This window comes from Pseudoalteromonas luteoviolacea DSM 6061, assembly GCF_001625655.1.
In the GTDB taxonomy this organism is placed as follows: domain Bacteria; phylum Pseudomonadota; class Gammaproteobacteria; order Enterobacterales; family Alteromonadaceae; genus Pseudoalteromonas; species Pseudoalteromonas luteoviolacea.
In genome coordinates this window covers 22,670-48,051 of the sequence record NZ_AUYB01000046.1, presented here as the reverse complement: position 1 = coordinate 48,051, position 25,382 = coordinate 22,670, and the positions used below count along the sequence as shown (strand labels likewise).

Below are 25,382 nucleotides of genomic sequence, written 5' to 3'. Positions count from 1 at the left end.
AAAGATTTTAATTACCAAGGGCTAGCGTGAGGATGTTCCATTGATTAACGTACTTTTAGTTGATGATCATGAACTTGTAAGGACTGGGATCAAGCGCATCTTAGATGATGTGCGTGGTTTCAAGGTGGTCGGAGAGGCTAAAACTGGGGAAGAGGCGGTCACTTTTTGCCGTCAAAATGAACCTGACATCGTATTAATGGACATGAATATGCCGGGGATCGGCGGTTTGGAAGCAACGAAAAAGATTTGTCGTTACTGCCCAGACGTAAAAGTTATCGTTTTAACGGTGCACTGTGAAGACCCATTCCCAAGTAAGGTAATGCAGATTGGCGCACACGGTTATCTAACTAAAAGTGCAGGCCCTGATGAAATGATGAATGCAATACGTTCGGTGAATTCTGGGCAGCGTTATATTGCGCCCGAAATTGCTCAGCAAATTGCACTTGCGCAGTTTAGTGGTAAAGTGGATGAAAACCCTTTTCAGTCCCTCTCAGATAGAGAGCTGCAAATTATGTTAATGATCACCAAAGGTGAAAAAGCGCAAGATATCGCTGAACGCTTAAACTTAAGTTCAAAAACAGTAAACAGTTACCGCTACAGAATGTTCGAAAAGCTGGACGTAAGTGGTGATGTTGAACTGACACATTTGGCAATCCGTCATAAAATGATCGACATAGATAGTTCTCGTTAACCATTTGAATGGCTGTATTTGATCATAAATCGTTTTTAAAAACGCTTACAACTGAACCTGGTGTCTATCGAATGTATGATAAAGAGCACCAGGTTATTTATGTAGGAAAGGCAAAAAACCTTAAAAAGCGCGTTAGTAGCTACTTTCGTAGCAATATTCCAGACAGTAAAACTCAGGTTTTGGTTAGCAATATCGCGAATATTGAAGTCACATTAACCAATACAGAAACCGAGGCGCTGCTTTTAGAAAATAACCTAATTAAGAAGTATCAACCTAGATACAACATTCTCCTGCGTGACGACAAATCATATCCATACATTTTATTAACCGATCATCGTCATCCTAGGCTGGCTTTCCACAGAGGAGCGCGCAAGCAAAAGGGCGAATATTTTGGTCCATTTCCTAGCAGTGCAGCAGTCTCTGAAAGCTTACGCCTAATGCAAAAAATCTTCCCTGTACGCCAGTGTGAAGATGCATATTACCGCGCACGAAGCCGTCCATGCCTGCAACATCAGCTAAAACGTTGTTCCGCACCTTGTGTAGAGAAGGTGAGCGATGATGAATATAGCAATCAAGTCGATTTAGTTAGGCAGTTTCTTAGTGGTAAATCGCATTTGGTCATCGAAGCCCTAGTTGCAAAAATGGAACAAGCGAGTCTGTCCTTAAATTTTGAAGAGGCAGCAAAATTCCGGGATCAAATCGCCTTACTGAGGCAAATGCAAGAGCAGCAATCTGTCGCGGGTAATTTTGCTGAAATGGATGTGATTGGTTTTGTACAACACAATGGCTTATGTGCTATTCATATGCTGATGATTCGAGACCATAAAATTCTGGGTAGTAAAACTTACTTTCCAAAAGTACCAAAAGATTCTAACGATGATGAGATTTTAACGTCTTTCATTGGACAATATTATATTTCAAATGGCTCAAACGCACGCATCGCCAGCGATATTGTGTTGCCTTTTGATGTGGCAGAGCGCACAGAACTTGCTGAAGGCTTGACCCAGTTGGCGAAAAGAAAAGTGCAGTTACGCGTCAATGTCCGCGCAGAACGTGCCCAATACCTAGCGCTCGCTAATAAAAATGCACACAATAGCATTATGGTTAAGCAAAGCGCACAAGATGCAATTAGTAAACGGTACGCGTTGTTAAAAGAGGCGGTGGGGCTGACAGATATCGATCGCATGGAGTGTTTTGATATCAGCCATACTATGGGTGAAAATACAGTTGCATCTTGTGTTGTTTTTGATGGGCAAGGCCCCAATACAAGAGAATACAGGCGTTACAATGTGACTGGGATTACGCCTGGTGATGATTATGCGGCAATGGACTTTGCATTAAATAAGCGTTACGCCAAAATTACCGACGAGCAGAAAGTACCAGATATAATCTTTATTGATGGTGGTAAAGGCCAGCTCGCCAGAGCAGAGGCATTTTTTGAAGACTGGCAGCTAGAAAAAATGCCGATGTTAATAGGTGTTGCAAAAGGCACAAGTCGTAAACCAGGATTAGAAACTTTACTATTTGACGGCGGGCGTAAAACGATTAATCTAGAGAGCGATTCACCTGCCTTACATCTAATTCAGCATATTCGGGACGAGTCGCACCGATTTGCCATTGCAGGGCATCGAAATAAACGTCAAAAACAACGAACGCAGTCAGTATTGGAAGAAATAGCTGGCGTAGGAAGTAAACGACGCCAAGTTTTACTCAAATATTTAGGGGGATTGCAGGGAGTAAAATCAGCAAATCTACAACAATTAGGGCAAGTGCCTGGGATCAGTCCAGAGTTGGCTGAAAAGATATTTAATCATTTGCATGACAAAGCTTGATGCTTCGTGCGAACATATAGAAAAAGAATTCTCTAAGTAGTTATGTGGAATATTCCAAACACGCTTACAACATTTAGGTTGTTTCTCATCCCCGTATTTGCCGTGGTGTTTTATTTGCCATACTCATGGGCCTTTTTTGCTGCCGCTTTTATTTTTTGGTTGGCATCGATCACCGATATTCTTGATGGATATTTGGCGCGCAAATTAAATCAGTCCACTCCGTTTGGTGCGTTTTTAGATCCTGTTGCAGATAAAGTTATGGTCAGTGTTGCCTTGGTGCTTATAGCTGCACACTATCAGAATGTTTTGGTCACTTTGGCTGCTGTTATCATTATTAGCCGTGAAATAGTCATCTCCGCATTGAGAGAGTGGATGGCTGGTATAGGCAAACGTGCCAGTGTTGCCGTATCTAACTTGGGTAAATTCAAAACAGCTGCACAAATGCTAGCGATTATTGGCTTAATTTGGCAGTTTGCACCTTGGATGATCATGTTGAGCTATGCGTTGTTAGCGATAGCAACATTACTTACCATTGTATCTATGTTGCAATATTTGTTTGCAGCAAAGGGGGAATTGCTTAAATCTTAACTGATCTTGAGCAATTACAGAACGCTTTAGATAAAAAATAAGCAAACAGTTAAAAACATTCATTTTTTATATTGACGCATCCAAGAAGTTCTGTAGAATGCGTCCGTGTTGAGAGACAACAGTCATCAAAACGAAATGTTGTTAAAGCTTACTTAAGAGTTTTAATTTCAATGCGAGTATAGCTCAGCTGGTAGAGCGCGACCTTGCCAAGGTCGAGGTCACGAGTTCGAACCTCGTTACTCGCTCCAACTTCTTTTGAAGAATATGGCGGAATGGCAGAGTGGCCATGCAGCGGATTGCAAATCCGTCTACCTCGGTTCGACTCCGGGTTCCGCCTCCATTTTCTCAACAACATCCACATGCGAAAGCAAACCCGATGCCCGGGTGGTGGAATTGGTAGACACAAGGGATTTAAAATCCCTCGCTGGTAACAGCGTGCCGGTTCAAGTCCGGCCCCGGGCACCATTTATTGTGCGAGTATAGCTCAGCTGGTAGAGCGCGACCTTGCCAAGGTCGAGGTCACGAGTTCGAACCTCGTTACTCGCTCCAACTTTACTTTAAGGTTGGCTTTTGCGACCCGATGCCCGGGTGGTGGAATTGGTAGACACAAGGGATTTAAAATCCCTCGCTGGTAACAGCGTGCCGGTTCAAGTCCGGCCCCGGGCACCACTTGTTTACAAGTGAAAATGCGAGTATAGCTCAGCTGGTAGAGCGCGACCTTGCCAAGGTCGAGGTCACGAGTTCGAACCTCGTTACTCGCTCCAACTCTTTATAAGAGTATGGCGGAATGGCAGAGTGGCCATGCAGCGGATTGCAAATCCGTCTACCTCGGTTCGACTCCGGGTTCCGCCTCCATTTACTTCCACGTAATCTATTTTATAGACATCCGATGCCCGGGTGGTGGAATTGGTAGACACAAGGGATTTAAAATCCCTCGCTGGTAACAGCGTGCCGGTTCAAGTCCGGCCCCGGGCACCATTTTACTATTTATCTCATATATCTAATATTTCTCTCATTTTTCTAGTCTGAATTAACTTTTTGAACGACTTTGTGCATCTATTCCATTCTTGCCCATTTCTTATTTAAAGCAGTTCTTTTAAGTTGATGCTATGTAGGAGTGATAAAATTAGGTAGTCACTTTTATTGTATTACTTTCTTTATACTTTAGTTTGGCCCTAAGTTGGGCATTATTGTTGGGCATTATTACTTTGCCACAATCTCCGCTCAGAAATAAAAAAGCGCTGTGTTGCCAATCACCTTTGTAATTGCCTGCGGGTGAGTGGTTGCGTTTAGCGTGCCGTGTTAGATGTTTCAGTCACAGTGTTGAATAAATAAAAACCAAGAGCCGTGTATTGGAATAACCTAAACGGTGACATTTAAACCTATAGTGAATGTGTTTGTGTGGCAGCACTCAGTTCTATGAGTATATATTTTCCTTTTATTTGCCAGACCAGAAAGACACAAACTGCATTACTTGAATTGGGATGTCGCTTTTTTCGTTAACTGATTAAGAGACTTAATAGGTATCAAAAGAGATTTACTTCAGCATCATCAGAGCTGACCTTAAGAGTATTTGATGGAGTATTGGGCAGATGTTGGATAGAGCTGGAGGGTATACTTTGGGTGTAGAGCAGTGTAATTGCGGGCGTTAATTAAAGCCCGCAATGAATAAGGTGCTCACAGCAAATAAGCACGATTACTGCTCTTCACCTGCTAATGAGAAAAATTCTAACATAAGCTTAAAGTGGCCATTGCCGAAGTACTCACTGGACACAATTTTACCTTGCCCACTCACACAATCCCCTTCAAAAGAATGCACTAATTCGCCTTCCATAACGACCTGACGACGATTCTTAGCCCAGTATATGCGAATACCTTGCTTGGTACCTCTAAAGGTATCAAAGTAGTCGTTAAACTCTCTCTCTTTGCCTTTAAGAGGATTGAGCTCAAAATCTACATACTTGCTGAGATCTTGGCCGTAGGAACTAAAAACGGCGAGTTGGAATGTGTCATTGATAATGGTGTCGAAGTCCCACCAAGGCTTGTCTATACCAGCTTGATCTGCACTGGCTGCAAGTAGTTGTACTTCAAAGTTCAATTCGTTTGAAGGCACTTGCTCGGTTTTATTTTGATTATAAATATGTTCAATAATCGCCATCTCTTGAGGTGTGAGAGCTTTGTCATCCTCATACTCAAACTCTGTAATTGATTTTGCAATGAGGTGATCTTCTAGCGACTCTAATACCTTGTCTGTGATCTTAACCTTATTCATACTGATATCGTCTCATTTATTGTATTGCTGTGAGTGAGAAAGTAAATGTCGAAATCTGTTTGGGGGTTGCCACCTAGCTCTAGGCTTAGCCCCGACTCTTCAACGCGTTTTGCCAACTTTGTTACAAATCTAGAAATATATGTAATTGCAGCATTTCCTTTAAACCCATGGCGCTCTCCCAACTGTTTTTGCGTGAGTGCGTTTTGTCTAAAAGATAAAGAGAAAAAATCATAGAAAAGCGCCTGCTTTTGTTTGTCTTCCTCTTGTGCAATCGTTTCCAATAATAAGTTTATAAATAACCGTGCATTTTTATCCATTTTGGTTACTTGGTCAGGGGAGGGCTGATCGCTCGGCATCAGCTCATAGATGTTACTTGCTTTATCCTCACCCTGGTTTGTCTCATACAAATGGATTATTTGCACTGAGCGCCCCTCATCAGGCGCTTTTGCCTGCTCTGAAGCAGACTTTTTTCTATATGTGACGTTGCTGCCCATATCTAAGTAGACGCTTTCAAAAGCACGGTATGTGTATGCTTTCAACACGTGATTAAAGTCGCTTTGAGCGTTGAGTCTTTGCGCATCCTGCTCCGCCTCTTTTTTTTGCTCAGCTTCTTGTTTTGTTGCTTTAATCACTTTTAATAAGGTCTCTTGGATAAGTGCTTCGGTATCGATACGATGGTCCGTAATTGCCTTTTTTCTAAGTAAAAATTTGATAAATTTATACGCTTCTTGTACGGCTTGTTTGTTATCAAACCACATCAATACCCCCTTTGTCGTTGCTGTTGTATCCTTATGTCCGCCTATTGTATGACATTACTCTAATGTGAGTCACTTCATTACCAATTGCGGTATAACAACTTTTGATAAAGTTTCAGCACAATGTTTTCCGTCTTCTAACTAATGCTATCAAAGTTTGTTGCTGTTTTAGTTACACTTTAATAATTCAATGTAGTGTTCGAACTTATTCTTGGCTTTTTGCCACTTGATACTCGTATTTGACTTTAAGTACTCCTCAGAGAGGCTTTTACCTTGCCTAAAATAGTTACATGCACTTTCAACTTCACTCAGTTCAGAGGCCACGTAACCAAGATTAAATAGCTTTTTCCGATAACTCACTTGATACGCATGGTTGCTAGGGCGTTTTTGAGTCAAAGCTAAAGCTAACTGACGAGCTTCCTCTAAATGCGATTGTGCTGCTTTTTTGTCACCAAGATCGTATAGATGAGAGGCAACCTTAGAATGAACGCCTTGAAGTAAACTGATAAAGTCTAGATTGTCAGGATCCTGTGCTGCGAGCTTGATGGCTGCTTGTAGCGCCTTTTCGTAGTAAATCGTACTCTGCTCAGGTTGAGCAGATTCTTCAAAGTAGCCTGCGTATGCTGTGTACAGTTCGATACTGTGACCTTGCCAGTCAGTGTTATGCTCATTTAGCTGGCGTAATTTCCTAGCTATATCCAATCCAACTAAAAAGTGCTCTTGTGCTTCGACGAGATAGCCTTGTGCTAATTTACTCTTTCCAAGTCTGCTTGCTAAAAGTAACTGGGCTACTTGCACATATACGTTGTCAGGATCTTTGATTGAGTACTTACGAGCTAACTCATCGGCTTGGTCGTAATACTGCATCGCTTGGGTTTTGCTCGTACTATACTCAGCGAGATTGATGAAGGTACGTAACAAGTTGTACTGTGACACCAAATGGTTTGGGTCATTACTTAATTGTTTTTCAAGTATCGTTTTGGCTTGTAGCAGTAAGTCACTTGACTTTTGCTGGGACGAAGAGGCCTTAGCCAACTCTCTAAACACGTTAATTCTTAATACGTTGTATGCTTGTTCGAGCTGTTGTGAGGGAACAATATTATTTAGAATTTGCAAAGTTTGATTGAGTTGCTCTTGAGCAAACTGTATTTCACCTGCATCTAGCGCAATAGAGGCAATCTGCGAAGTCGCCCGTGCTTTTGTGAGCGTGAGGGATTCATCTTCCGGCATGTTCTCAATCCTGCTTAGGGCACGCTTAAAATAAGATTTGGCCTCGTCAGCTCTACCTTGCTTAAGTAGCAATGCACCAAGCTCATATTTAAAAGCCACGACGAGCTGCTGCTCTTTTGGACCTTTATCTCCAATTGAAGTAAGTCTACTTTCTAGTGCGCTGATTGTACTGATAACCTCATCTATATGAGTTGAGTCATCTTGACGAAGAATTTTAATTTTTATTAGTAACAGCCTAAGTTTATCAATCTCATCCAAGCCGATGTCATCCACGCTATTGACCAACTTTGACAGGTGAGTGTTGAGGTATTTACGCTGAAAAGTCGGCAAATATTGGGCAAGAATTGGTTCTATGGAGTTGATATTTAGTAGGACATTGTTTTTTAGGTGGTTTAATGCTTGAGCAGTTTTTGCTTGTTCTTGTTCTATTTGTTGCTTCTGAAAATAAGCGAATGTTGCGGTGCTAAAAGCACAGACAAACAATATACTGGTTGTAAGCAGTCGGCGCTTTTGTGTTTTATTTTGAAGCTCGAGCGAAGATTGGTATTGGCTTTGCGATGAAATAATATAGTTTTTAACTGCTTCAACGCCAACGGTACCCGGTTGACTGAGATATTTTGCCCCGTCTGACAGCTCATGTTTTGTTAGCGTAAAGTGGCGCTGCTCTTGTGGCTGAGTCGCAAAGTTTTTCCACTGTTTATATTTTGCTTCTACACCATGGAACCATTGCAAATACTCCTTTCTGGCGGTGAGCCAAATGTAAAATCTAGGCCAGATTTGTTGGTCAAGTGATAAGTTATCAGCGATTGTGATCAAACAGTCATGTGTCAGTTTTACATAAGGAGGTAACTTTTGTGCTTGATGACGTATGATAAGCTGCTTTTCAATTAGTGCATTTACTAGCTCAAGTAACTCAGGGTTTTGCTGCTCTAAGGCAATAAAATCAACATGTCTCGCATAACAAGTGCCATTAATATTTACGCCGACAAAGAGCTCAAAAAACTGTTCTGTTAATGGTTCGAATTGACCAAGTATATGTTCTGCCTGCTGGTAAATAACACCCGTCAGTTTATTGAGTTGGTTGTACTGCGCAAAAGTGAGTATTTTGGGTTGCTCACTTGTGATAGCAAGCGCGTGCATCTGTGCGAGCAAATATTCGACAGCGGGCAGAGCATGAGATAGCTTGAGCGCTTCTGTTTGAATGGCATGTGCCAAACCATCCTCTAGCACAATGCCTAACGCGAGCGCTTGGTTATTAATGATTTTTAACCAGTCTTCTGCCGAAAGGCTGTGGGGGACATAGAAATCCCTACCTACCATATCTGTCTGATGTAAGTACTCGCTTCGTATGCTGGTCACTATTTTTATTGGGGTTAGCTCACCTAGTAGTGCTAGGCTTTGTAATAAACGGTTATGAGGATCAATTTCATAGATTTCTTCAAATTGATCGATAAACCAAACATAAGTTGCTTTATGTGCACTTAAGTGCAGTGCAAGCTCATCTAGATAGGTTTTGTTAAGTTGCAGTAACTCTTGGATGAACTTGTCCAAGTCAACAGCCATAGTTTGCAATACACTGATGAAGCCAGCTTCGTTTGAACTAATGAAGTGAGACAAAAGTTCATGGCTATTAGAGAATTGCTTGGGTAAGCCAATTTGCCACTTAATGGTATCTTGTTGCTTGATAAGCTCTGGCAATAATCCTGCTTTTACAAGGCTTGATTTACCGCTGCCTGAAACGCCATGTACTTTGATAAGGGCGGGGTTTTCGTTGAATAAATTTACAAGCTTGGTTGTCAGCTCCTCTCGACCGAAGAAATAATATGCGTCATGAGGATCGAAGCTACAAAGCCCTTTAAAGGTTAAAGTGCCATTTTGCTGTTCACCATCAAAATCCTCCCCCAAGATATGAAGCAGTGCTTGGTTTATATGTTCTACAGGGCATAGCTTGCCGCCCATCTCTGCAACTTGTGCAATTAAATCGGCTTCAATTTCACTTTCATTGGCTTTGGGGTAAAAAATGGTAAAGGGACCCTGATGGCGATGTGTCATCGCATAAATGGCACCCTGTACCTTACTATTAATATGCCCAATGCTATGAACATTACCACTAGGTGAAACTTCGCCAGTCGCAAATAATGTTTCGTCTATATGTACATTTTTATTGAGGTGGCTGCGATAAGCTAACGAGCAGCCTAGAGCATAGCCGAGGCCAATACTGGTGCTGTCTTGTTGCAGGTTTATTGTTTCATGATTGCTTGAAGTAAGCTTGAGTTCTATAAAAAACTGACTTTGCTGCCTATCTAAAGGGTTTAAGGACATGAAAGCGGCTTCTGCCGCCATCGTGAAGTAGTTATTTTGTTCCTTAAATTTATAACCCAATGCGAGCACTAAATCATTAGCGAACTTTACTTTCACCTTTTGTTGATCTTTCGGTTTTATAAATCTGAACTCAGGGCTATACGTATAGCGTTTGTCAGACAAAAGAATGTGTATCATTTCTTGCTCTTATAATTTAATGCCGCACTTGATACGTGCAACTGTTCTTGTGACTAATACGTGTAGAGCTATTACACTTAGGCATAGGGTTTTCTACAGCTCACTTCTTATTACAACCTCGATTCAAGGCAAAAAATAACATTTGCGATGAAAAAATTAAATTTGGCAAGCCTAACAGTTGGTTATGAATATTATTCAAGTTTGCGGGATTTTCAGGGTTGCCTTTAAACACCTTTTTAGTAAAGTTCATGATAAGACTTAGATTTTAATTTCCCTACTATGAATTTTTTTATAAATCTAGCTTTTTTTCAGTTTTTTGGTGATTAATGAGTTTGTTTTGTTATTTTTTAATCAATTTTTCGTTTGCTAGTATAGGGGACTTGTTTTTTGTAGCGGTATTTCTTGTGAATAATAGAAATCAGCAATTAAAAAAAAGAGAAAAGCAGTTAGTTGGGGTGGGCTGTTTAGTTTGACAAAGATTAAGAATCTTACTCGACTATATCGCGAAATAAGCAATTATCAATTCTACTGTCTAAGCGCTAAAAAGTGACGTACTAACAGAGAACATCGATTGCTTAAAATCGTACAAAAAAGCTCAATTAAAAAGAGGTGTAGCGATATAAATACAAATGTTATTGAGTCATAGACTGATGTAGATAGCTTTAAATGGATTGTTTCGCTGATACAAACAATTGCAGTGTTGATAAATAAGAAAAATACAACAAGTCAAAATAATAAATAAAAGTAGAAACATCGCTTGTTAGGAGGTGGTATGGTCTGTTCGAAGAAAGGTTTATTGGTTGCAAGTGTCGCCGCGGGATTGAGCATGTTGTCATCTGTACATGCGCAAGGAACAAGTGGCGTTTATTTGGTTGAGTATGCGCAAGGTCAACTTTCGCCTAGCGTACTTAGCTCTTTGAAAGTGATTGGGCGCAATGGTAATAACTACATCGCACAGGGCCATTTGTCAGCCCAGCAAGTGGCAGGGTTAGAGCAAACTGCGGGTGTTGTGCTTGAACAAGATTATGGACTATCACTGAGCAATAATTCTTTGGATTACCTACGCAATAGCTCTCATAGTCTTGAAACCCTTAATAATAGTGAATTAGAGCCGTATTGGCTGCGTGCAACTGGTATTAATAATTTACCGGTGGCTCTAAACGAAATACCTGTATGTATTATTGATTCTGGAGTAGACAGTGAACACCCTGATTTACCCAATAATATCAATGGTTATCATAGCGTGTATTCTGGTTTTTGGAATCAAGATGCGCTGAGCCATGGCACTCATATGGCAGGCATCATTGCGGCGCAAGGCAATGGTATTGGTGTAAAAGGTGCATTAAGTGAAGGTGTTGCTAGATTACAGGTTCATAAGCTAATAAGAACAGCGCATGGCAAGAATTCGTCAATTACTGGTGGTAGCTTAATTGAAGCAATAGAAGTATGTGCTAACGCAGGGGCTAAAGTCATCAATATGTCCCTGAGTGGTGACCAGTATTCTCCAATGACAATGTCGGTGATTGATAGACTGACTTATGATCGAGGAGTTATATTTGTTGCAGCGGCAGGAAACCACGGATCCCAAATTAAGAAGTGGAGTGGTGTGCACGATGATACATTGCACTACCCAGCGTCTTATCACAATGTATTGTCAGTTGGTGCGCTCGATACCAATGGCGCAGTAGCTTCCTTTTCTCCTGCAAACCAAGAGATTGATTTGGTGGCACCGGGCAGTAAAATTATTTCGACTGCTAATCGAAGTCATTATGCAGTTCAAAGAGTGACAATTCAGCAAGGTGCAATGGCAGAAGAGTCTCTGACTTATACCCAGATAGACTTGGGTGTACACAGCCAATCCATGCAAGCTGCATTACCACAGCAATGTGTTTATACCTTATCAACTGCGGATGCTCAGCAGCAAATTACTACGCACGCCTTATCTTATGATACCAGAGTGGCGCTAAATAATGCTGAAAATAGTTGTAAATCTGCTGGTGGCGAGGTGATGATTGTTAACTACCCACACAGTACAGTGGGCCTCGTCAGAGGTCTAGATCATTACACTGAATTTCCAACCTTATTAGTGCATCAAATGCCTAATGTAAGTGATTTTTCAAATGTAACGATAAAATTAGACAGCTATCACAGTAATTATGTTGTGGGGGCTGGCACGTCTCAAGCGACGGCGATTATTTCAGGTGGTATCGCTAGACTATGGTCTCAAAACCCGCAGTGGAGTCGTACGCAAATTATTAACGCAATCAAAGAGACGAGTTATGACTTGGGCACAACGGGTCAAGATAATGTCTATGGACATGGCTTACCCAACTTCGCTAAAGCACTAGAATATCTGCATGCTGGAAAAACACCTGCATGCCCTCAGGATTGGTATCAAAACAAACCATACTCTGGTGGAGAGCAAGTTACGTACAACGGCATAATTTATACCGCGCATTATTGGAACAAGAATTTAAGTCCGGCGGAGTCTCCTGCTATGTGGCAAGCTGAAGGGGAGTGCGATACAAGTAACTCTTCGCATTCCACGCCAACAGATGGTGGCTACAGCATTTTAGATTTCTCTGGCTTAGAGGAAGAAGAGGTTAGCTATAGCTGCAAAGGGTTGAGCTTAATGTGTAGCGGTGGAAGGTAACTTTACAAGAAACTCAGTAAGGGAGATTTTGGCGCCTTACTGAGTTTATTTCCCATGATTCAGCGCTCTTCAAGTAACCAAACATAGACATTTGGCAGGCCGTCTTTATAGTTTATTTGAATATCGAGCAATCGACCCGAAACAGTTTGTTTAATGGAGTAATGTGCGTGACTCAAGTAGTATCGGCCATTGTTTTGCACGAGTGTACTATTAGATGAAACCTCTACACCTTTAACTTTTGCAAGCTCAACCAATGCATCTCGTATTGCATATTTAATTGCACTGCTTAACAAATTATCAGGCGCAATTGTTCCATTTTCGCCAAAATTCCCCAACACAACACTTTTGCCCTCAAACAACTGTTTGTCTCGCCAATTAATGGTCCGCATAGCCGGCGTGACTTTTTCTGAGAATTGATAGTTTGCAAAAAGTGTTGAGCCATAGTTACAGCTATTTGTCATAAGTAGTTGGTTTTCAAACTTGCTAGCGGTGACATCTCCCTGTCGAGAGAGTTTAAAGGCATGTTGCTTATCTGCTTGGTCATCAATTTTGAAGCTTTCACTTAATTGTTCATTCATGTTAACTCTAGCCTGTGCAAGATAGCCGGCAAGTGTCCTGGCATTTTGCGCACTCATTGGGAGCTTTTGGTGAGAAAAAGCGGTGTAATAGCTCACGCCTATAACGCTATTTTGGGTACCTTGACACAACCAGGATGGTTGACATTGCACAAAATTACATTGAATTTCGTTACATTGTTCATTGGTTTTGATTGGTGTGGTGCTCGCGTAGCTATACAAGGTATCAGCTGTAGAGTATGGCTCTGAAAAGTAGACTTCTTTTCCATTGTTCAGTGTGATTTTCGACGCTGTGTGAGTCACTTTGTTGGTTTCCAGCTCAATGAGTGGCAGTTTATAATGTGTAATCAGTGACGTTAATGCACGTTGCCTACTTGCGATGATAGAACCATACTGTGTTGCGCTTAACGGAGCTGCAGTACCGATAAAACCCACCTGATTTTGACTTACCGGTGATTGCAACCAGCATGGTGCAGGTGGTTTTTGTACTGGTTTGATGTCAGTTTTGGGTGTTGTTTGGCAACCCATCAATATTAGTAAACTAATACATGCAGTTCCCTGGCGGAATATTGTCGTCATAGTCTTTCCCGTGAAGGCACCCAAACATGAAGACAGGTGCAAATCCTTTATATGGTAGTAGTGTCCTGCAATGGGATATCAAATTCAACCATTAACCCTCCTTGCTGGCGGTTTTTGAGCTTAATGTGGCCTTGATGTGCGTATACAATGTCATTGCAAAGACTCAAACCTAAACCTGTCCCATCGGCTTTTGTCGAGTAAAAAGGCAGTAAGGCCTGATGGTGGTTACCATCGATGATCCCAGAGCCACGATCAACAACAGCGATTCGAAGGCGAGCATAATCTTTGACAACCTTGACTGCAACATCATCGGATTTACTGCCTGACTCATGTGCGTTCTTTAAAATGTTGATCAGTACCTGTTCCATTTGAGCCAAGTCGAAAAAGGCTCTTTCAACTGGCAAAGGCGCCAACAATTGAAAAGGGTAGAGCTGGCTCACTTGTTCAAAAAGAGGCGCTAGCTCATGATAGTCCATATTGGGTTTGGGCAATTTCGCGAATTGTGCATACTTTGCGATAAATGAACTTAAATGCGTAGTACGCTGGTCGATGGTTTGCAAAATGTCTGGCAACATATCCAAGTGTTTGCTTTGTTCTACCATCGTTTTTGCCGATGTGGTGAGGGAGCTAATGGGCGCGAGGGAATTATTCAATTCATGACTTATCAAACGAATCGCATTTTTCCACATGTTGATTTCTTCTTGACTCAATTCATTGGAGACATTCTTAAAAACCAAGAGTTGATGATGCTTTTGATTCATCATGACCTTTTTAAAGCTCAAGTAATAACTTTGTTTTTGGTCATTTTGTTCAAAACTGATTAACCCTGTTTGTCGTTCTGCAATTGCTCTTTGCAAATTAGGGGGTAATTTGTCCACGCATTGATGTAGAGGTACGCCATCGAGTTTGGGGCGTTGTAATAGTTGAGTGGCTTCATTATTGAAATACACAATGTGATGAAAAGTATCGAGTAAAACAATGCCCATAGGAGAAGCTTGAACGATACTATCGAGCAAAAGTTCTCGCTGGTTTATCGATTGACGTTGATGCTTTATGTTTTGGGCAAGTTTGTTATACATTACAAGTGCTTCTGTTAAATCAGCATTGTGGTGAGATGAAAGCCGAATTGAGAAGTCACCATCTTGAATGCTTTTAAGTCCATTAGTGAGCGTATCTATGGCACGTTTATGTTGTCGAAAAATCATTTCACAGCAAACAAAAACCATCGGAAGAACCAAGAGTAATGACACTCCCGTCGCAACTTCAAAAGGCACACCCAGCAAGGTTAGTCCAAACTGCATCGCCACCAGCATCAAAATAAATCCAGCGCAAAAGCAAGCCATTTTGCCTGCAAGTGAACTCCATTTAAGCTTCATTAGCGTTCAATTCCAAATTTATCCATTCGCCTATACATTGCTTGTCGGCTTAACCCTAGACTCTTAGCTGCATGCGTTACATTTCCATCATGGGAGCTAAGCGCTGCCCGAATATCTTGGGCAGAAAATTCTGATGTTGCTGCACTGCTTGATTGCTTTATATTGATCCCTAGGTCGCTTGGCTCAATGATATTGCCCTGCGCGAGGAGCTTTGCCCTGCCTATCACATTTTGCAATTCTCGCACATTACCCGGCCAATTGTATCGCTTTAGGGTGTGTATAGCGCCAGAACTAAGCTGTTTGCCTTCGCCAATAAAATGCTCTGCAAGGGGGATGATGTCTTCGGGGCGCTCAGTCAATGATGGCAAGCTAAGCTCAATCATATTAAGGCGATAGTATAAGTCTTCTCTAAATTGTCCTTGTAAAATTGCCTTAGAGAGTTCTGCATTGGTGGCACTTATTACGCGTACTTTCACTTTTTTAGTCTGGCTACTGCCTACGGGCTCAAACTCACCCGTTTGTAATACTCTTAACAGTTTTTGCTGACCAGAGAGTGGTAAGTTACCTATTTCATCTAAAAATAACGTGCCTCCATCAGCGGCTTCAAAGCGCCCAATACGGCTTTTTGTTGCGCCAGTGTAAGCACCACTGACGACACCAAATAGCTCTGCCTCTATTAAATCAGCAGGCAAAGCACCTGCGTTGACTTTGATAAACGGGGCTTCTTTATAAGGGCTGTTGGCAACAATGACCTCGGCTATCTTTTCTTTTCCAGCACCATTTGGACCAGTGATTAAGATTGGGGCATCAGAGTGGGCAACTTGTGTGGCAACTTCGAGTAAACTGAGCATGGCAGGATCTGCGTATACAAGACCCGCGAGATCAAATTTATCGGCTAACTTCGTCGTGCGTGCCAGCGACTGCTTTTGCTGCTTAAATTGCGCCTTTTCTAATCGGTACATTTCCATCAGCTGATTGACTGATGCAAGTAGCTTTTCTTCACGCCATGGTTTTTCTAAGTAGTCGGCCGCACCATCTTTAATTAGTTCGACAGCCATTTCTAGATTACCCCATGCGGTGAGCAGAATTATAGGTAAATCGGAATTGAGCTGTCGGATATCTTGATACAGGGCTTTACCTTCAACGCCCGAGGTTGTGTCCAAGCTAAAGTTCATGTCTTGAATGACAAGGTCATAGGAAGACGTCTTGAGCATTTCAAGCCCTTGCTCTGGAGAGGTTGCGCCGTCACAGTCTATATCATTGAGCAAAAAGAGCAGTTTAAGCGCTTTGACAACATCTTGGTTGTCATCGATAACAAGTATTCTATGTTGCATAACGTCGTTACTCTGATGCCAGCACTTAATGTACTGGCTAATTATTATTTTTTAACTAGTTTTTGTTACTTGAGCAGGGGCTATCTTAGCGGCTTTACGAGCCGGAATATAGACAGCGCAAGCACTTAGCAGCCAAACGGCAATCGCAACAATTGCAGCGAGCCATGGCACAATCAGACCTTGGATCCTCAAATTAGTCACAAAATACTGGTTTAGCCACAATGCCGCGAACAGCCCGACGGCAATTCCAACAAATGCCAAAATACTGTTTTCAAGTAGTAGTGTGCGTAAAACTCTATTTTGGCTTGCACCAAGTGCTCGCAATACACCTATCTCCTTAGTCCGCACGGAAATAGAAAATGAAACGAGCGCAATGATCCCAACACCCGTCACTAAAATTGCTATGCCACTAATCCCCATCATGATAAACGCAAAAGTACTGCGGCCGTCCCACAGGCGTTTTTTAGCACGTGCAGCATATTCGACTTGCTTAACAATGCGGCCTTCTTCTTTGAACAACAGGTTTTCTATATTTTCAAGCGTACGTTTTGAACCGTCGGTATGTACTTTCAATATATAGTTAACCTGACTATTTTGCCCATAGTGCGCTTCAGGAATGATGGCTGAGTGGTACCAGCTATTGTTGTAGACAGCATTTTCTCCCAGCATCATGTCTTCATAAATACCAATGACTTGATAGGGCAGCCGCTCAGTGTGCAGGAAAAGCGTTTGACCAAGTGCATTTTGCTCAGGGAAGAGGGCTTGTGCAAGTGTATTGCTAATTACAACAACACTTGCTCGTTGTGCTTGTGGTCCCGTTGATGTGAACATGTATTCGGTATCGTAGAAAGTACGCCCTTGAGTTAACTTTACGCCCAGCGCTTCTACCCCTTGAGGTGTTTGTGCAAATAAAGCAAGGCGCTCACCTTGTTTTTCTCTATCTAAGCTATTGTGCACAAAGTTGCGACCATTAACAGTTGCGAGGACGAGTTCGTTTGCCGCATAACTTGCGAATTCTACTTCTGGCAAAGCTCGCAGATTTTGTAGGTCTCGTTCTATTAATGCGCCTTGATCTAAGTCTTTATCAAAAACACGAGTGTAAACATTGATAATTTGCTCTTCAGCCATATGTGACGGAATGAGCCAATTTTGGAGTGTACGGTAGCTGATAAAACTGGTATTACCTACAATGGTCACCGCTATGGCAATTTGCAAAGTGATCAACAGCGAAATACTCTTGTGTTTAAAGATCAATTTCAAGATATGTTTAATTGCCATGATACTACCCTCGTAATTGTGAAGCTGGTGCAATGCGACTGGCTTTAATGATAGGGAATAAGCCTGCGATTATAATTGTCAGATAAATAGCGCCAGCTGCTTTGAGCGCAAACAGCATATCCATTGAGTACAGTTTGAGTACTTGGTCGGCAACACCTACATAATCCATTTGATATAATGCGAGTAAATACATGACGTACAAACCAATCTGAGCACCAACTAGGCCTAGAATGATGGCAATAGAAGCCGCTATAAATAGCTCGATGATTTGTATTTGGATAATGTAGGCACGGTTGGCCCCCAAGGCACGATAAAGAGACACCAGCTTAGCGCGGTGTTGGTTTTTAGCCAGTAAAATGCCCACAGTATTCACCAAGGTAATAGCAAATAATAAATAGGCAAAGTTAAGGTACACTCGCTCCCAGTCCATAAACCCATAAATTGTGTCATGGAATAGCCTTAGTGACTGAACGTAGTAGCTCTCAAGGTGTGTGAATCGACCTTGCGAAGCTTGCTGCTTTGTATAGTTTCTGAGCCACAATGTTAAATTCCCAAGCTGTTCATCACTGTTCAATAAAGATACTTCGGCCCATGCGTGAATAAAGCCACACTCTGCGGTTTTTAGCCCGTTAATATCACTTTGACGGTAGCTAGGACGTGCTGGTTCTTCTTTCGTCATGCAGGGCATGTAACCGACACGAGGCAGGTTATGGTTAATTGCATAGCCCAGCGGTACAAAGGCAAGATCGTTTTCCCGGTTGCTGAAGCTGATATTTTGAAAGCGGTATGTGTGACTGGATAAGTCTACAACGCCAACTACTTCGAGCAACTGATTATTGATAACGACACGCTTGCCTACTGAGTTTTGCCCAGCGAAAAGGTGGTCATTGGCTTTTTTATCTAGCACGATAATTGCCTCTTCTGACATATCGTCACCCCACGCAGCGCCATATAAAAAGGGAATTTGCATCATGGGAAAGAAGGCATTGTCCACAGCTGAGCTGGTGGCATCCATGGGTCTTGCCGTGTCGTCTTCTACATCCAAAACAAACGATGTCGTATAGCTGAAACTTAAGTTTTCCAGTTCAATATCATCTTGCTGATATGCTTGCGTTAATGCTTGAGTATCGCGATACGTCAATGGAGGTGTTCTAAACGCGTTTCTTCTATCAAACTCAGCATCCATAAAGTTCAAGCTGATATGGTGTAGCTGGTCCAATTTGTGCGAAATTGCGGACTGTCCACTTTGAGCAATGATTGTGCCCATGGTCAACAGCAAGGTAATGCCGATCACAAGGTTAGCTATCATTAAAGAGGTTAATTTTGATTTCTGCCTAAACCCTTGCCATGCAAGGTGAAGTAAGTCATTCATAGCGCCCCCTTTACACAGCCAAATCAGTAAGCTGACTTTTGGCAATATCACTTAACTGACCATCTAATATCTGAATGTTACGATGGGCTCTTTGTGCTAATTCATTGTCATGGGTCACCATAATTAACGTGGTTCCCTGGCGGTTTATCTCTTGTAATAACTCCATGACCTGACGAGCCATCATGGTATCGAGGTTGCCAGTTGGTTCATCAGCAAGTAAAAAGCGTGGCTTTCCTGCAAGCGCGCGTGCAATGGCTACGCGTTGCTGTTGTCCACCACTCAATTGTGCTGGAAAATGGTTGGCTCGACTGCCAAGGCCAACGAGTTCAAGGCTTTCTTCAATGCGCTGTTTACGAATTTGCTTATTGAGACCTCGGAAAATTAAGGGCACTTCTATATTGTCATAGAGGTTTAGGTCTGAGATGAGGTTAAAGCCTTGGAATATAAATCCTATTTTTTCGTTTCGTAAGCGAGATAAGTGTTTATCAGATAACTGACTCACATCTTCACCGTCTAGAAAGTATTGCCCTTCTTCAAAGGTTTCAAGCAACCCAGTGATATTTAAGAAAGTGGTTTTTCCCGACCCCGATGGGCCCGTTACAGCAATGAACTCGCCTTCTTCAACTGTTAGGTTTACGCCGCTAAGCGCGTGTGTTTCCACCAAGTCAGTACGATAAATTTTGCTGATATCATTCATTTTTAGCATGGTTTTTCCTTTTATTTTTATTCGCTTAAGATGACTTGTTGGGCTTGCCCAAATGGAGATAGGCTAGATATTACTATGGTATCACCAGCCTGTAAGCCATCTTTCACTTCAACTTCTCGAATACTTTTGATCCCAAGTTGAATCGAGGTTCTATACGCATTGCCATCAGAAACGCGGTATGCCAATCTGGCTGAACCCGTTTCGACAAATGCGCCGCGTTCTACTTTCAGCACATTACGTTTTTGGGAGATGATGATTTGGGCATTCACCCGCTGGTTTTGCCTTAAGTTATCTGGTTGTTGCTCGAAGCGTATGCGACCAGACACTCTGCCATTTTCAACTTCTGGGGAAATAGCCATCAATGTTGCAGGGTAGTATTGGTTGTTGATCTGTACGTGTGCAGCCAAACCAATGCCTAGATCATCGGCCAAATTCTCTGGAATATAAGCTTCGACTTCGAGTTCTCTTAAATCAACCAGTGACATGAGTTCAGTGTCTCTTTGTACATGCTGTTTCTGCTGCACATTCAAGTTGCCCACAATACCGTTGAGAGGAGATGTGAGTGTGAGTGCATCAACTTGGCGCTGTAAATCTGAAACTAGGTGGCGTTGGCGATCCAGATCTAATTGGGTACTTTGTAGTTCAAAGTTAAGTTGTTCTTGTGACAACGTTAAGCTGTCTATTGCATGGCGCTCGTTCAATTCTGCGCGCTTAAGCTCTACCATGGTTTGCTCAAGCTCTAGCTTAGATATGATTTGTTTCTCAATACTGGCGTTTGCACGTGCCATTTCACTCTGGGCTGCTTCTAACTCGACTTTTGCCAGCTCCATTGCTTGAGTATTGTCGAGCCGCTGTTGCTTTATCGCAATTTGCTGACGTTTAACATCCATTTCCAAGCGTTGTAATGTTGCCTTCTCTTGTAACAGTTGATTGCGAAGTTCAGGACTATCGAGGCTTGCTAACGCCTGTCCTGCACTAATTGTATCTCCGGCTTTAACATGTAGGGTCACCGTACCAGATGCAATAGCATAAAGTGATGGACTGACTGCCGCGAGGGTTCTTCCTTCGACGCGCACATCTTGAATGATATCGCCACGCTTCACTTTTGCAGTCTTTAGTTGTTGACTTGAAATGACTTGTTCAGCAGAAAGCAATTGTGAAAAGTTATCTAGAGATAATGCGACAGCGCTTAACAGTCCAATACCTGTAATACCGGCTATTAGCCACTTTTTTGAGGCTGGCTTTTTGGTGATTACCTTGTCTTGATTGGATGTACTTCGGATCATGGCATCAAACTCCTTGAAAAATTAAAATCGTTTTAATCCATAAAACAAAACATGTGCCAACTTTTAAGATTATGATTTAATAAGGTTTTTGCTTTTTTCTTGAATGGTTTTAGTGATAAGCGGACGGACAGCGGACAGTACGCGGACAGTGAAATTTAGCCGGACAGTGGACAGGTGTTGAACATGCAAAGTATGGCAACACAAAAAATTATTAGGCAATTATAGTATCCAATCAAAGATCATTATGTAGGCATCTGTAATTTACTCTTGCTGCGCTAAATTTATTTACATAAAGGGGATAGTAATAAGGTGTATTATCGTCTTGGAAAATTTTTACGACAATGAATATGCTAATATCGCGCGGTAATTTAAATGGGAATTTATAATGAAAAGCAAAAAGCTATATCGCTCTTTAATTAGCACCACAGTCCTATTCTTTTTAAGTGGATGTGGTGGCTCATCTGCGGACTCTACTCCAGAGAATAATTCACTTTCATCAATAATTGAAAAAGCAGCTGACAAATCTGTTCAACTAGAGGCTGTATACCCAGGCTGTGAAAAGCTCGAAGCACAACCAAATACGGATATTATTTTCCACAACGCGAATGGAGAAGTGGTTACAACATATCAGACAGATGCAAACGGACTATTTAAAGGGAGTATCCCAGAAAATGCAAAACATTTGTCTGCGGTCAATTCCGATGGTAAGTACAGTCAAATATTTACTTACATGGATATCAGTGAAGGGGTAAACCTGGGCAGAATTACATTTTCAAGACCTAGCTCACAGCCATCTTGTCCAACTGAACGCGTTTGTGATCAGGTCAATATTGATGTAAGTGAGATAGGGGGAATGTATCCAGGTTATACATTGTATAACGGCAGTCTTATTGCTGTTGACGCATTGAGTGGTGATAGGAAAACAATAGAGGTGAGCAGATGCGAGAGTGACGAGCCTTTCTATTTTGCTGTTGTATCTCCATCTGGTGATGAAGCTTTCGCAGCAAAAGTGCCAGTCAATAGTATGAGCTCACTGAGTTTGAAAAGCGAAGAGTTTCGACATGCAGGTGTGAGGGTTTCCACTCAATCATATTCGGGTGATGGGTCAGAGCGCATATTAATTGTAGATCCAACAGGTATTGATGACAGCTACAATGATGCATTTTTCGCGTTAGAAGTTGATATGCCATATATTTTCCCAAGCTTAGCTGCATCCAATAACTATCGAGTTTCCCAAAGTGATCACTTCGATTTAGGGCCTAACGAATTTCAAGTTCATTCATATTCAAATTCTCGTTCAGTAATTTCAAATGATGGTACCGTAGATGTTGAAGTACCAGTCACTTTAAATAGAGATGCTGCCACCGCTTTTGTAGCTGGTGGCGCGAATGGAAGCTTTAGCTTCACATATGACTTTAGTGATTTGGATAGCAGGCTTCACCGGCTAACGTTGCAATTCGATTTTACTACGACGAATAAACAATCGGTAGATTGGTTCATAGACAGTGACGTTGCAGGAACTTTACCTGAATTTCAGTTTGGTGACGCAATAGACTTGGGCGAGGCAGACTTCTCTGCGCTAGATAGTTTTTCAATGTCACTTTGGGGTCACCCACATGCGCCTCAAGCTTTGAACGAGTATCGAACGTTTGTGTCTTCTAAACAGGATGTGTTTAGGCTTTCTCTACCGGAATATAAGTCGTATGTTTTTGTCTATTATCGTTTCTTTAATCGTAACTAATGCGACCATTGATTTAGGCTTTTAACTTTTTAGTCTAAATATGAAATCCAACTTGTTGCAGCCCGTGAAGGGCTGCAAGCTGGATTAACCCCAACCAAAGCGTGAATATCCAGCTCCAAGACTTTGATAATCCTAAAGTTCGATTGCAAACAAACATTATCCATAAAAATACTAACGTAATACTGATTAATGACTCGAGGGCTTGAAGCGAGAAAAGTATTGTAATTGTGATAATGAGTACCGTCACAGCACAGCGCGTGAAGCTCCCATAATCAGGGTCAATAAAACGTATTGTGAGTTTTGCAGGAAGCAGTGTGACGATAAACAGCAACAACACCAGTACGAGTGTTGAATCCTTATGGTGTATCAATTCCATGTTGCAACGGTGTTCTTTAGTTTCTTATATAGGGTCATTATTCCATAAGATGGTCAGTTGTTTCCAGTTGAGCTTTAAATGTTGAGGGTGATACGTGTTCAATTTTTTCATAACTTCGTTGTGCTATTTATGTTGGAGTTAGAACCTTTTTACGTACTAAATATATTTTCCCCAATTCTTTTTTATTGGTTTATTTTGTTTTCTCCATATTTTTTCCTTATTTCATGCTCAAGCTGTCTAGCAATGCGTCTACCAGTCTAATTATTTGATTTTAAGTAGCTTTGTTCCTTATAGAGGGTCGGCTACTTGTAGTCTTATAGAGTGACGGGCACAGGGGCTGGTGGACCATTACCTCACTCTCGAAGAGTGCATAAGTCGTTACGGAGGAAATACGATGTTTGGAAATAGCTACTGGCACCTGCTAAGGCACGTCGCCTTGGTCCCAATAATAATGATATCCACCTTTGCGTCTGCTAGTACGCCCATTGAGGTATCCGCTCCAGAGCAACTGGTTGCAAAAGTACGTTCAGCTACCGAAGTTGGTTTGAGTTGGCAAGCCCCAACGGGTGTTGAAGGCATTGCTGGTTACAGGATCTTTCGTGATGGCAAGCGCATTGGTCGGACAAAGGTTACATTTTACATTGATACAACAGCAGTCCCCAATAGTGAACATGTTTACCATGTAACTGCATTTACCAGAGGCAAAAATAAGCTCTCTAGCCAGGCTTCTAACATAGATATCGTAAAAACACTTAGTTCTGATGACAATGATGGCATGCGAAATGGGTCGATTATCCGAGTGGGAATTGCACGTTTAGTTGATCATTGTGGAACCAATGATTTGAATGCAATAGCTGACAGTGAATTGGATGTGTGTATGGATAAACTCATTGATCATTATACTCTTCGACAGGGGCTCGATGATATGCAGGCGTATGTTGCGCGTTATCGCCGTCAAGAAGATCCACAATTGATTGAACTGGGGAAGCGCTTATTCTTTAGCAAGGCGCTTAGCCAAAACTACGACACTTCCTGTGCATCTTGTCATCACCCTGCACAAGGGTGTGGTAGTGATGGACTGTCTTTATCTATCGGCGTGAATGCCGAAAATGCAGGCTTAATGGGCTTGGGGAGAAGTGATGGCACAGTGGTGCCAAGCGTTGGTAGGAATTCACCACAAATATGTAACTCAGCACTGTGGGTAGATAGCATGTTTTGGGATCAACGTGTTCGTCTGCGCGAAGCAAGTCGCGATAGTGAAGTTGGTACTGTTTCTACAGCCGATATACAGACACCTGAACTGGAAGTTACGCGATTAATGAACGAAGAGGTGGCGAATACGGATCCCTTGCGTTTATTAATGGCGCAGGCACATTTCCCGATAACCGCCCCCGCGGAAATGGGAGATCCTGCTGGATTCGAATCCCCTCAAGCATATCGCGAATTTATTGCGCAGAGGTTGAGTGAGCAATGGAAGCCATATTTTAAAGCCGCATTTGGTGATGAGCAGGTGAACTTCCTTCGCATTGCAAGAGCCATGTCGGCGTATCAGGCGTCATTCTTGTTTATTGACAACCCTTTCTTCAACTACATTGAGGGTCAACATGATAAGTTAAGTGAAGAAGAAAAACGTGGTGCTCTATTCTTTTATACAGGTGCAGGCTGCGCCAATTGCCATGATGGTGTGATGTTTACCCCAGAGCGCACAAGAGGACCATTATATCCACAAATTGGTGCACATGGTGTGGCTGATGGTAACTTTAAAAACCAGTTTAGAATGCCTAGTTTGCTGAATGTTGGTATTACCGCACCGTATGGTGACAAAGGGGTGTTTGCTACTTTGGAGCGTGTTATTGAGCACTATTCAGATGTTACTGGTTCTTTAGAGCGCTTTTATGGTGAAAATGAAACCTGTGGTTTACCACAGTTTCAGCATTTAAATACTGAGCAGTGTGAGCATATTGTTGGCGATGCAGGTGACTATGTATTGGCGCTCAATGCACAAAACCGTGCAGCATCAGGCAGAAGTGATGATGCGATTATTCGAGGGTTTACGCCACAGCAGGTAAGCTACTTGGCAGCATTTTTGCGTGCTTTAACGGATCCCAAAGCACTGGCCGGCAGTCATGAAATCAACGTTCTTATTCCCAGCAGAGATGGGGGGCCTGATGGCCATCAATTTGATGCAGTGAACAAAGAAGGTAATGCCTTGTAAATAGTATAAGAAGGGAGCTCAAAG

General features: G+C 42.1%; 17 protein-coding genes and 8 tRNA genes. 14 read left to right on the top strand and 11 right to left on the bottom strand.

Annotated elements, in window-relative coordinates; all coding sequences use genetic code 11:
- Window positions 1-40: 40 nt before the first annotated feature.
- The 11 genes from uvrY (at window position 41) to N475_RS02470 (ending at window position 4,089) form a co-directional block, all read left to right on the top strand.
- The gene (gene uvrY / locus N475_RS02520) at window positions 41-691 is read left to right on the top strand and encodes a UvrY/SirA/GacA family response regulator transcription factor (protein WP_063364630.1); all 651 of its coding nucleotides are present in this window, start codon (window positions 41-43) and stop codon (window positions 689-691) included.
- 8 nt (window positions 692-699) lie between these two features.
- Window positions 700-2,523, top strand: a complete 1,824-nt coding sequence (gene uvrC, locus N475_RS02515) for an excinuclease ABC subunit UvrC (protein WP_063364629.1) — start codon at window positions 700-702, stop codon at window positions 2,521-2,523.
- Between the two features lie 42 nt (window positions 2,524-2,565).
- Window positions 2,566-3,111, top strand: coding sequence for a CDP-diacylglycerol--glycerol-3-phosphate 3-phosphatidyltransferase (gene pgsA, locus N475_RS02510; protein ID WP_063355274.1), 546 nt, complete (start codon window positions 2,566-2,568; stop codon window positions 3,109-3,111).
- Between the two features lie 172 nt (window positions 3,112-3,283).
- A tRNA-Gly gene (locus N475_RS02505) sits at window positions 3,284-3,359 on the top strand.
- Window positions 3,360-3,377: 18 nt separating this feature from the next.
- Window positions 3,378-3,451: transfer RNA gene (locus tag N475_RS02500), tRNA-Cys, on the top strand.
- Between the two features lie 38 nt (window positions 3,452-3,489).
- Window positions 3,490-3,576 (top strand) — tRNA-Leu (locus N475_RS02495).
- Between the two features lie 8 nt (window positions 3,577-3,584).
- Window positions 3,585-3,660, top strand: a tRNA-Gly gene (locus N475_RS02490).
- Between the two features lie 33 nt (window positions 3,661-3,693).
- Window positions 3,694-3,780 (top strand) — tRNA-Leu (locus N475_RS02485).
- A gap of 19 nt (window positions 3,781-3,799) precedes the next feature.
- Window positions 3,800-3,875: transfer RNA gene (locus tag N475_RS02480), tRNA-Gly, on the top strand.
- 17 nt (window positions 3,876-3,892) lie between these two features.
- Window positions 3,893-3,966, top strand: a tRNA-Cys gene (locus N475_RS02475).
- A 36-nt stretch (window positions 3,967-4,002) separates the two neighbouring features.
- Window positions 4,003-4,089, top strand: a tRNA-Leu gene (locus tag N475_RS02470).
- Between the two features lie 718 nt (window positions 4,090-4,807).
- Here the strand turns inward: N475_RS02470 and N475_RS02465 are convergent.
- The 3 genes from N475_RS02465 to N475_RS02455 form a co-directional block, all read right to left on the bottom strand.
- The gene (locus tag N475_RS02465) at window positions 4,808-5,383 is read right to left on the bottom strand and encodes a hypothetical protein (RefSeq protein WP_063355275.1); all 576 of its coding nucleotides are present in this window, start codon (window positions 5,381-5,383) and stop codon (window positions 4,808-4,810) included.
- Window positions 5,380-6,141, bottom strand: a complete 762-nt coding sequence (locus N475_RS02460; RefSeq protein ID WP_063355276.1) for a hypothetical protein — start codon at window positions 6,139-6,141, stop codon at window positions 5,380-5,382. Before N475_RS02460 ends, N475_RS02465 begins: the two co-directional genes overlap by 4 nt.
- Before the next feature lie 165 nt (window positions 6,142-6,306).
- Window positions 6,307-9,867, bottom strand: coding sequence for an nSTAND1 domain-containing NTPase (locus tag N475_RS02455; RefSeq protein ID WP_063364628.1), 3,561 nt, complete (start codon window positions 9,865-9,867; stop codon window positions 6,307-6,309).
- Between the two features lie 772 nt (window positions 9,868-10,639).
- Between N475_RS02455 and N475_RS02450 the strand changes: the two genes are divergently transcribed.
- Entirely contained in the window at window positions 10,640-12,520 is a 1,881-nt protein-coding gene (locus tag N475_RS02450) for a S8 family peptidase (RefSeq protein WP_063355278.1), read from the top strand.
- Between the two features lie 59 nt (window positions 12,521-12,579).
- On the opposite strand, the gene N475_RS02445 is transcribed toward N475_RS02450, so the two are convergent.
- Genes N475_RS02445 through N475_RS02415 form a run of 7 tightly spaced genes read right to left on the bottom strand, consistent with a single transcriptional unit; the run spans window position 12,580 to window position 21,026 of the window.
- A complete protein-coding gene (locus N475_RS02445) occupies window positions 12,580-13,674 on the bottom strand; it encodes a hypothetical protein (RefSeq protein WP_155730808.1) in 1,095 nt (364 codons plus the stop codon).
- Window positions 13,675-13,721: 47 nt separating this feature from the next.
- The gene (locus N475_RS02440) at window positions 13,722-15,050 is read right to left on the bottom strand and encodes a sensor histidine kinase (RefSeq protein ID WP_081215808.1); all 1,329 of its coding nucleotides are present in this window, start codon (window positions 15,048-15,050) and stop codon (window positions 13,722-13,724) included.
- A complete protein-coding gene (locus N475_RS02435; protein WP_063355280.1) occupies window positions 15,050-16,384 on the bottom strand; it encodes a sigma-54-dependent transcriptional regulator in 1,335 nt (444 codons plus the stop codon). Before N475_RS02435 ends, N475_RS02440 begins: the two co-directional genes overlap by 1 nt.
- Window positions 16,385-16,435: 51 nt before the next feature.
- A complete protein-coding gene (locus N475_RS02430; RefSeq protein WP_063355281.1) occupies window positions 16,436-17,662 on the bottom strand; it encodes an ABC transporter permease in 1,227 nt (408 codons plus the stop codon).
- Window positions 17,663-17,666: 4 nt separating this feature from the next.
- Window positions 17,667-19,034 (bottom strand): ABC transporter permease, encoded by a 1,368-nt coding sequence (locus tag N475_RS02425; protein ID WP_063355282.1) that lies wholly within the window; start codon window positions 19,032-19,034, stop codon window positions 17,667-17,669.
- A 10-nt stretch (window positions 19,035-19,044) separates the two neighbouring features.
- Entirely contained in the window at window positions 19,045-19,740 is a 696-nt protein-coding gene (locus tag N475_RS02420; RefSeq protein WP_063355283.1) for an ABC transporter ATP-binding protein, read from the bottom strand.
- A 17-nt stretch (window positions 19,741-19,757) separates the two neighbouring features.
- The gene (locus tag N475_RS02415; protein WP_063355284.1) at window positions 19,758-21,026 is read right to left on the bottom strand and encodes an efflux RND transporter periplasmic adaptor subunit; all 1,269 of its coding nucleotides are present in this window, start codon (window positions 21,024-21,026) and stop codon (window positions 19,758-19,760) included.
- Window positions 21,027-21,411: 385 nt separating this feature from the next.
- On the opposite strand from N475_RS02415, the gene N475_RS02410 reads away from it, so the two are divergent.
- A complete protein-coding gene (locus tag N475_RS02410) occupies window positions 21,412-22,767 on the top strand; it encodes a hypothetical protein (RefSeq protein WP_063364627.1) in 1,356 nt (451 codons plus the stop codon).
- 34 nt (window positions 22,768-22,801) lie between these two features.
- Here the strand turns inward: N475_RS02410 and N475_RS02405 are convergent, their stop codons facing one another.
- Window positions 22,802-23,143, bottom strand: a complete 342-nt coding sequence (locus N475_RS02405; protein WP_063355286.1) for a hypothetical protein — start codon at window positions 23,141-23,143, stop codon at window positions 22,802-22,804.
- Between the two features lie 394 nt (window positions 23,144-23,537).
- Between N475_RS02405 and N475_RS02400 the strand changes: the two genes are divergently transcribed.
- A complete protein-coding gene (locus tag N475_RS02400; RefSeq protein WP_063355287.1) occupies window positions 23,538-25,358 on the top strand; it encodes a cytochrome-c peroxidase in 1,821 nt (606 codons plus the stop codon).
- Window positions 25,359-25,382 lie beyond the last annotated feature (24 nt).

Bases quoted from the DNA above. Each gene is read 5' to 3' on its own strand.
- uvrC (WP_063364629.1), top strand. From the start codon at position 700: ATGGCTGTATTTGATCATAAATCGTTTTTAAAAACGCTTACAACTGAA.
- pgsA (WP_063355274.1), top strand. From the start codon at position 2,566: ATGTGGAATATTCCAAACACGCTTACAACATTTAGGTTGTTTCTCATC.
- N475_RS02465 (WP_063355275.1), bottom strand. From the start codon at position 5,383: ATGAATAAGGTTAAGATCACAGACAAGGTATTAGAGTCGCTAGAAGAT.
- N475_RS02460 (WP_063355276.1), bottom strand. From the start codon at position 6,141: ATGTGGTTTGATAACAAACAAGCCGTACAAGAAGCGTATAAATTTATC.
- N475_RS02455 (WP_063364628.1), bottom strand. From the start codon at position 9,867: ATGATACACATTCTTTTGTCTGACAAACGCTATACGTATAGCCCTGAG.
- N475_RS02450 (WP_063355278.1), top strand. From the start codon at position 10,640: ATGGTCTGTTCGAAGAAAGGTTTATTGGTTGCAAGTGTCGCCGCGGGA.
- N475_RS02445 (WP_155730808.1), bottom strand. From the start codon at position 13,674: ATGACGACAATATTCCGCCAGGGAACTGCATGTATTAGTTTACTAATA.
- N475_RS02440 (WP_081215808.1), bottom strand. From the start codon at position 15,050: ATGAAGCTTAAATGGAGTTCACTTGCAGGCAAAATGGCTTGCTTTTGC.
- N475_RS02435 (WP_063355280.1), bottom strand. From the start codon at position 16,384: ATGCAACATAGAATACTTGTTATCGATGACAACCAAGATGTTGTCAAA.
- N475_RS02430 (WP_063355281.1), bottom strand. From the start codon at position 17,662: ATGGCAATTAAACATATCTTGAAATTGATCTTTAAACACAAGAGTATT.
- N475_RS02425 (WP_063355282.1), bottom strand. From the start codon at position 19,034: ATGAATGACTTACTTCACCTTGCATGGCAAGGGTTTAGGCAGAAATCA.
- N475_RS02420 (WP_063355283.1), bottom strand. From the start codon at position 19,740: ATGCTAAAAATGAATGATATCAGCAAAATTTATCGTACTGACTTGGTG.
- N475_RS02415 (WP_063355284.1), bottom strand. From the start codon at position 21,026: ATGATCCGAAGTACATCCAATCAAGACAAGGTAATCACCAAAAAGCCA.
- N475_RS02410 (WP_063364627.1), top strand. From the start codon at position 21,412: ATGAAAAGCAAAAAGCTATATCGCTCTTTAATTAGCACCACAGTCCTA.
- N475_RS02405 (WP_063355286.1), bottom strand. From the start codon at position 23,143: ATGGAATTGATACACCATAAGGATTCAACACTCGTACTGGTGTTGTTG.
- N475_RS02400 (WP_063355287.1), top strand. From the start codon at position 23,538: ATGTTTGGAAATAGCTACTGGCACCTGCTAAGGCACGTCGCCTTGGTC.